Raw genomic sequence first — 7,460 nt, 5'->3', positions numbered from 1 at the left:
CTGACCTGACCTGACCTGACCTGACCTGACCTGACCTGACCTGACCTGACCTGACCTGACCTGACCTGACCTGACCTGACCTGACCGGCACCATCGGCGTCCGGGGCGTGCACCGCCGACTCATCCGCGGGATCGTCCTGCCTCCGGGTGCGTCAGGACCCCATCCGACGCAGGACGACGAGGCTGGCCAGGAGCCGGAGGGCTCTTCGTGGGCCCCCAGCGGACGATCCACACCCCTGCGGCGTCGCGTGCATCGGTCCACAGCCGGCACCGTCGTCGGCGCCGCGTGAGCGGCGGGTGAGGAGGGTGGGAACATGCGGGAACATGCACCTCTCGCCCGAACTGCTCGTGCTCGCGCGGTCGCAGCACGGCGTCGTCACCCGTCGCCAGCTGCTCGAGGCCGGCGTCACGCGTGACGCGCTGCGGTGGCGGGTCGGTCGTGACTGGCGGCTGCTGCTCCCGGGGGTCTACGCGCTGCAGACCGGTCTGCCGTCCGAGCGGCAACGCCTCGTGGCCGCACAGCTCGCCGGGGGCGACGGAGCCTGGCTGGCAGGCACCACTGCGGCAGCCCTGCACGGCCTGAGGTCGTGCTCGGTCGGGGCACCCATCAGGGTGCTCGTGCCGGCGCCGAGGCGCTCGCGCCGCATCGCCTGGGTCGAGCTCAGGAGCACGACCTTGACCGGTGAGCCCGTCGTCGACCGCGACGGGATGCGCATCGGCTGCCTGGCGCGAGCCGTCGTCGACGCGGCTGCAGAGGCGCCCGCCGAGCGTCAGGCGCGTGCCCTGGTGATCGAGGCAGTGCAGCCTCGACTCGTTCGGCTCGACGACCTCGAGCACCGGGTCGACGCCCGCGGCCGGTCCGGGTCCGTGCGACTGCGGCGCATCCTCGCCGAGGTGGCGGCGGGCGCTTGGTCGGTGCCCGAGTCCGATCTGCTCGCCCTGATCCGCACGTCACCCCGCCTCCCGACCCCGCTGGCCAATCAGGTGCTGACCGGCCCCACCGGCGAGAAGCTCACCTCGCCCGACGCCTGGTTCGACGACGTCGGGATGGCAGTCCTCGTGCAGTCACGGGAGTTCCACGCCGACGGACTCGAGGGACACCACGGTGGAGCAGGGCTCGGACCTGTCGGCGGCGCGCGTCGTCGTGGTGGGGTCACCCCCGCTGCGCTGGCTCGTGACCCGGGCGCCCAGCTGCGACGGCTCGAGCGCGCCCACGACTCGGCGCGGCGCTCCGGCAGGCGCGCTTCCGTGAGAGTCGTCCCACGTCCCACGTCACCTCTGCCGATGCAGCCCACCGGCTGACCGCGCGGCGCGGTCCGTCCCGATGGTCCGCCGGATCGTCCTGCAACCGGTGGTGCCCGGAAACCACCTTCCGCAGGATCATCAGGCATCCGAGAAGGACCACGCCCGGCTTGGATCCGCAGCCGGGCCGCAGCTGCCCCACCGGTTGTGGCCACGGTGCCGCTGGCGTCGCGAAGCGGCTGCCTGCGCGGCCCGTTCGTCGACGCGGCTGGGCGGGTCAGGCGCCGGTGTAGGTGGGCTTCTCCTTGGCCAGGAACGCGTCGACGGCAGCCCGGTGGTCGCTGCTGCGACCCGTCAGCGCCATGAGCTCCGCCTCGTGCGCGAGCGCCGCCGGCAGGTCGGCGCCCGCGGAGTAGGCCACGGCGCGCCGGATCGAGCCGTAGGCGAGCGTCGGGCCGTCGGCCAGCGTGCGGGCCAGCTCGGTGACGGCCGCCTCGAGCTCGTCGGCCGGCACGACCGTCGTCACGAGCCCCAGGCCCAGCGCCTCGGCCGCCGACACCGTGCGGGGGAGCAGCAGCAGCTCCTTGGCGCGGGCCGGACCGACGAGCCTCGGCAGCGTCCACGACGCGCCGGAGTCGCACGAGAGGGCGATGCCCGCGAACGAGGTGTTGAGCCCGGCCTGCTCCGACGCGACCCGGAAGTCGCAGGCGAGCGCGAAGCTCATGCCGGCCCCGGCCGCGACGCCGTTGAGGGCCGCGACGACCGGCTTGTTCATCGTCGAGAGCGCGATGACGATGGGGTTGTAGTGGTCGGTGACCGTCGTCTCGAGCGTCGAGTCCGGGTCGCCGAGGCTGCGCACGTGCTCCTTGAGGTCCTGGCCGACGCAGAAGGCGCGCCCGGTGCCGGTGAGCACGACGCAGCGGACCGCCGGGTCGACCCCGACCTCGCGCAGGGCCGTGAGGAGGGCGTCCTTGAGCGCGTCGTCGAGGCTGTTCATCGCCTCGGGACGGTTGAGCCGGAGCCAGGCGATGCCGTCGACGACCTCGACGAGCAGAGGGGCGGTGGAGGCGGAGTCAGGCGTCTGCGTCATGGCGGTCACTCTGTCCCAATCCGTCCCGGGGCGGAAGCGCGGCAGGCCCGTCGTCGCCCCGACGTGCCGTCTCTCACATCCCCAATTAGGTCTCGCAAACGAGACACGGAATAATGGTGCCAAAGACCGAGGATTCCTAGGGAAGGGGAACCATGGCAGCAATGAAGCCGAGGACCGGCGATGGCCCGCTCGAGGTCGTCAAGGAGGGTCGCGGCATCGTGCTGCGTATGCCCCTTGAGGGCGGCGGCCGGCTCGTCGTCGAGATGACCCCCGACGAGGCTGCAGCTCTGCGTGACGCGATCCAGGGTTGTGACGGCGTCAACTGACCCTTCGCCTGATCCAGGTTCGACGGCCCCTGACCTCACGGTCGGGGGCCGTCTCGCTACCCGGACGGGCCTCGGACCGAACCACAGGACGAGCCCACGTATGCCGGGTGGCCGGCCACCCGGCATACGTGGTCAGCGCTTGACGGCGACGAGCAGGCCCTCGCCCACCGGGAGCAGCGACACGGTGAACTCGTCGTGGTCGCGGATGGAGCGGCCGACCGCGCGCAGCGTGCGGGTCTCGGCGTCGCGGCTGGCCGGGTCGGACTCCCTGTCGGACCACGTCATGACGAGGGTGCCGCCCCGACGGAGCAGGCGCGTGGCCTGGGCGAGGTAGTCGGGGTACTCCTCCTTGTCGGCGTCGACGACGACGAGGTCGTAGGCGCCGTCGGTCATGCGGGGGAGCACCTCGAGGGCACGTCCGGCGATGACCCGGGTGCGCTGGTGGGCGATGCCGGCGGCGGCGAAGGCGTCGCGGGCCGCTCGCTGGTGCTCGGTCTCGAGGTCGATCGTCGTGAGGATGCCGTCGGCGGGCATGCCACCGAGCAGCCAGAGCCCGGAGGCCCCCGCTCCGGTGCCGATCTCCATGACGGCCTTGGCGCCGGTGGCGGCGGCGAGCATCTGCAGGACGGCGCCGACCCCGTTGCCGACGGCCGGCGCGCCGAGCTCCTCACCGCGGTGGGTGGCCTCGTCGACGTGCTCGGTCGGGGTGACGAACTCCTCGGCGTGCGACCACGCCGCGACCTTCTGACTGCTCATGTTCGTCACCCTACTGTGACGAACCGGGCGCACTCGGCACGCCGTCGTCCCCGAGAGGGTAAGGAGTGGGTCATGGACGACAAGGACCGACCGACCCGCGAGCACCGGCGTCCGAAGGGCGTCGACGACGCGACGGTGGAGGCCCTCGGCAAGCTCTCCGAGGCCCTCGAGGTCGTCGAGGACGCGCGTGGCCACCTGTACGGCTTCCACCGCCTCTCCGGCATGGCCGACCTCACCCTCGGCGAGGCGGTCGACCTGTTCCGCGAGGCCGGGCACGGCGAGCTGGCCGACCGGCTGCAGACCGAGCTCGTCGGACGCAACGTCGTCCAGGGACGGTGGACCTTCCAGATCGTCGAGGAGTACGACGACGACTACTACGCCACCTTCAAGCACCTCGAGGCCGCGGCGCGCGACGACCTCGTCGGTGGGCGCCGACACCTCTTCGAGGCGGAGATGAAGGAGGACCGCCGCACGCACGGGCGCCCCCACCACGAGGCGGTGCCGCACGACGGGAGCGAGCAGGCCCCGTGACGCCCGACCTGGCCCCTCCACAGCGAAACCACAGGTTCCGGCTGGCGACGGGACAGGCCCATCCGAGACCATCGGTGGGAACGAAAGACGGACAGACGGCGTTCTTGTCGTTGAACCCTCAGCCTGAAAGGCCCGGCCCCCTGTGAGCACCAGCGTGACGTCCACCTCTCCCACCTCGGTGGAGCAGGCCGACTCGACGTGGACTCCTCCCACCTGGGAGGAGATCGTCGAGCAGCACTCGGCGCGCGTCTACCGCCTGGCGTACCGCCTCACGGGCAACCCGCACGACGCCGAGGACCTGACCCACGACGTCTTCGTGCGGGTCTTCCGGTCACTGCACTCCTACCAGCCGGGCACCTTCGAGGGCTGGCTCCACCGCATCACGACGAACGTCTTCCTCGACAAGATGCGCCGCAAGCAGCGGATCCGCTTCGACTCGCTCCCGGACGACGCCGCAGGCCGCCTCCCGAGCTTCGAGAAGGGTCCCGAGCAGACCTACCACGACGCCCGTTTCGACGACGACGTGCAGCGTGCGCTCGACGCCCTGGCGCCGGAGTTCCGCGCCGCGGTCGTCCTGTGCGACATCGAGGGCCTGTCCTACGAGGAGATCAGCGCGACCCTCGGCGTCAAGCTCGGCACCGTCCGCTCGCGCATCCACCGTGGCCGTGCCCAGCTGCGTGAGGCGCTCGCCCACCGCGCACCCGAGGTCGCCGCTGCGGCCCGTCCGGCCAAGCCCGAGTCGCGGGCCGCGCGCGCCGGCCTGCGCCTTCCCGGCCGCCGAGTCGCGGCGAGCTCACGCTGATGCGCCCGGAGGTGATGTCGTGACGCCGCACCTCAAGGGATACGTCCGCGCCTACGTCGACCGCGCCCTGCCGCCGGCGATGCTGCACCTCTACGACAAGCACCTCGTCTGCTGCACCGTCTGCCGGGCGGCGGCCGACCAGGAGCGGCGCATCGTGGCTGCCCTGCGCTCCGACACCGGCGTGCCGATGAGCCTGCGGACCTCCCTCATGGGCCTGGGCGCGGCGCCCTCGGGTGAGCCGCAGCCCGCTCCCGCTCCCGTGCGGGACACCAGGGCGCCGCGCATCCCGCTGCCGCCTCCGGGTCTGCGTATGCCGTCCGCCCCGTCCTACGACCCCGTGCCCACCGTGCGACCGACGGCTCCCGCCCTGCACCGCTCGCCCATGCGCGCAGCGGTCGTGGCCTCGATCGCCGCCGGGGCGTCCGTCGCGGCGGCCTGGGGCCTCGCCATCGCCCCGGTGCCCGGTTCACGCGTCCCGTCGGTCCGCGGTCCGGTCGCCAGCTTCGGAGACAGCTCCGTCACCGCCGTGAACTTCGGCGGTTCCGTGCTGCCCGGCGACCGGGTCGCCCCGGTGACGCGTGACTCCCGGTCCACCCGCGATCTCGGCTCCGACAACGTGCCCTACTGGGTCGTGACCACGCCTGCCTCGACGCGGGCGCTCGGCACCGTGAACGGGGTCGTGGCCCCCGCGCGGGTCATCAACGTGCGTTCGGCACAATCGGGTCCATGAACGACGAGCCGACGACGCCGGGCCCCGACCCCACGGCAGCCCCCGAGCCGCCGGCTGCGCCCGGACAGGCGACGTCGGCCGGCGCCGGACCGGTGCCTCCGGCTGGGGTCCCGGACCGCACCGGCATCATCGACCTCAGCGACACCCGCGCCATCCCGTCCACCGGTCCTCAGTCGTCCGGTGACGATGCGTGGTTCGACGTCTTCGGGGGCGAGCACCCCACCGAGGGTGCCGGCGTCCCGGTGCGCGCCGACTCCTCGTGGGGCAGCGACCGCGCCGATGCCCGCGCCGAGGAGGTGCACCGCTCCGCCTACGCGCCGCCCGGCCCCGCGCCTGCCGCCGACCCGGCCCCGCCCGTCGCGAGCGCGCACAGCAGTGCCCAGCACCCGGCATACCTCGGCCCCGTGCCGGCGGCGCCCGGCGGCGAACCGGCGACCGTCGCTCCCGGGGGCGTCGCCCAGGCCGAGGACCCGGCGTCACGGCGACGCGGCCGCGGCCGACTGGCGGCGGGGGTCGTCGCCCTGTGCCTGCTCTCGGGCGTCGTCGGCGGCGTCGTCAGCCAGCTCGTCGACGGCGGCCTCACCGTCGGCGGCTCGACCCTTCCCGAGCCCGGTCCGGGCGCGACGCAGCGACCCGTCGGGTCGGTCGCCAACATCGCGGCCAACGCCCTGCCCAGCGTCGTCACGATCAAGGTCGACGGCGGCAGCGAGGGCTCGGCGACCGGCTCCGGCTTCGTGCTCGACGCCTTGGGTCACGTGCTCACCAACAACCACGTCGTCGAGCCGGGCGTCAACGGTGACATCGAGGTCGTGCTCAGCAACGGCGACACGGAGAAGGCCACGATCGTCGGTCGCGACTCGAGCTACGACCTCGCCGTGCTCAAGATCGGCCGGACCGACCTCAAACCCCTGACGCTCGGGCCGTCCGACAAGGTCGTCGTCGGCGACCAGGTCATCGCGGTCGGTGCGCCCCTCGGTCTGGACCAGACCGTGACGACGGGCATCGTCAGCGCCCTGAACCGGCCCGTGCAGCCGGGCGACCCCGGCGAGGCCTCGTACATCAACGCCATCCAGACCGACGCGGCCATCAACCCCGGCAACTCCGGTGGCCCGCTGCTCGACATGACCGGCAAGGTCATCGGCGTCAACAGCGCCATCGCCCGGGTGCCGGGAACGAGCGGCTCGACCGGTGGCAGCATCGGGCTCGGCTTCGCGATCCCGAGCGACCAGGCCCGGCGCACCGCCGACCAGCTCATCGCCACCGGCAAGGCCACCCACCCGATCATCGGCGTCAGCCTCGACCGCACCTTCACGGGGGAGGGCGCCCAGGTCGACGACAAGGCCGGCGCCGTCAGCGCCGGAGGTCCGGCCGCCAAGGCCGGGGTCAAGCCCGGGGACGTCATCATCGGGTTCGAGGGCAAGCGCATCCGGACCCCGGACCAGCTCATCGTCTCGATCCGCGCGCGGGCCGTCGGCGACACCGTGAGCCTCAAGGTGCAGCGCGACGGCCAGGAGCTCGACCTGCGGATGACCCTCGAGGCCGATCCGGCCAAGTAGCCCTGGACGCGCCACCGTAGGATGGCGCAGCCGGTACGCGTGGAAGCGAGGGACTGTGTTCGACATCAACGGGTGGGAGCTGCTCCTGCTGGGTGTGCTCGCGATCCTCATCCTGGGTCCGGAGCGTCTGCCCGAGTACGCCGCGAAGTTCGGCAAGTTCGTCCGCCAGGCACGCGGCATGGCCGATCGGGCCAAGCAGCAGCTCAAGGACGAGATGGGCCCGGAGTTCTCCGACGTCGACTGGCGGGCCTACGACCCGCGCCAGTACGACCCGCGCAAGATCGTCCGCGACGCCCTCTCGTCCCCGCCCGAGGAGGACCTCGAGCCGAACCCCGCGGTGGACAAGCCGGTGAGCACCCCGCGCGGCCACGACCCGTCGGTGCCGACCCCCTGGGACAGCGAAGCGACCTGAATCTCTGACCCAGAG

The 7,460-nt window shown here is 72.7% G+C and carries 9 protein-coding genes; 7 read left to right on the top strand and 2 right to left on the bottom strand.

Features of this window, described 5'->3' with window-relative positions:
- Window positions 1–324: 324 nt before the first annotated feature.
- A complete protein-coding gene (locus TAE01_RS11275; RefSeq protein ID WP_147066431.1) occupies window positions 325–1,302 on the top strand; it encodes a hypothetical protein in 978 nt (325 codons plus the stop codon).
- A gap of 217 nt (window positions 1,303–1,519) precedes the next feature.
- On the opposite strand, the gene TAE01_RS11270 is transcribed toward TAE01_RS11275, so the two are convergent.
- A complete protein-coding gene (locus TAE01_RS11270; protein ID WP_147066429.1) occupies window positions 1,520–2,332 on the bottom strand; it encodes an enoyl-CoA hydratase/isomerase family protein in 813 nt (270 codons plus the stop codon).
- 152 nt (window positions 2,333–2,484) lie between these two features.
- Here TAE01_RS11270 and TAE01_RS11265 point away from each other — a divergent pair, with 152 nt between their 5' ends.
- Window positions 2,485–2,658, top strand: coding sequence for a DUF3117 domain-containing protein (locus tag TAE01_RS11265; RefSeq protein WP_013493416.1), 174 nt, complete (start codon window positions 2,485–2,487; stop codon window positions 2,656–2,658).
- 132 nt (window positions 2,659–2,790) lie between these two features.
- On the opposite strand, the gene TAE01_RS11260 is transcribed toward TAE01_RS11265, so the two are convergent.
- The gene (locus TAE01_RS11260) at window positions 2,791–3,414 is read right to left on the bottom strand and encodes an O-methyltransferase (RefSeq protein WP_147066427.1); all 624 of its coding nucleotides are present in this window, start codon (window positions 3,412–3,414) and stop codon (window positions 2,791–2,793) included.
- A 72-nt stretch (window positions 3,415–3,486) separates the two neighbouring features.
- Here TAE01_RS11260 and TAE01_RS11255 point away from each other — a divergent pair, with 72 nt between their 5' ends.
- From TAE01_RS11255 to tatB, 5 genes are all read left to right on the top strand, one after another.
- Entirely contained in the window at window positions 3,487–3,945 is a 459-nt protein-coding gene (locus TAE01_RS11255; protein ID WP_147066425.1) for a hypothetical protein, read from the top strand.
- A 154-nt stretch (window positions 3,946–4,099) separates the two neighbouring features.
- Window positions 4,100–4,747: an RNA polymerase sigma factor SigE gene (sigE, locus tag TAE01_RS11250; RefSeq protein WP_246111287.1), complete on the top strand. Its 648-nt coding sequence runs from the start codon at window positions 4,100–4,102 to the stop codon at window positions 4,745–4,747.
- A gap of 19 nt (window positions 4,748–4,766) precedes the next feature.
- A complete protein-coding gene (locus TAE01_RS11245) occupies window positions 4,767–5,477 on the top strand; it encodes an anti-sigma factor (RefSeq protein WP_147066422.1) in 711 nt (236 codons plus the stop codon).
- Complete coding sequence (locus TAE01_RS11240) at window positions 5,474–7,033, top strand: S1C family serine protease (protein ID WP_147066420.1); 1,560 nt, start codon at window positions 5,474–5,476, stop codon at window positions 7,031–7,033. Before TAE01_RS11245 ends, TAE01_RS11240 begins: the two co-directional genes overlap by 4 nt.
- Window positions 7,034–7,088: 55 nt before the next feature.
- On the top strand, window positions 7,089–7,445 hold the full coding sequence (gene tatB, locus TAE01_RS11235; RefSeq protein ID WP_147066418.1) for a Sec-independent protein translocase protein TatB: 357 nt from the start codon (window positions 7,089–7,091) through the stop codon (window positions 7,443–7,445).
- Window positions 7,446–7,460 lie beyond the last annotated feature (15 nt).

Source organism: Terrabacter aerolatus, assembly GCF_007991735.1.
Classification (GTDB): Bacteria; Actinomycetota; Actinomycetes; order Actinomycetales; family Dermatophilaceae; genus Terrabacter; species Terrabacter aerolatus.
This window is presented reverse-complemented; position numbering and strand designations above follow the sequence as displayed.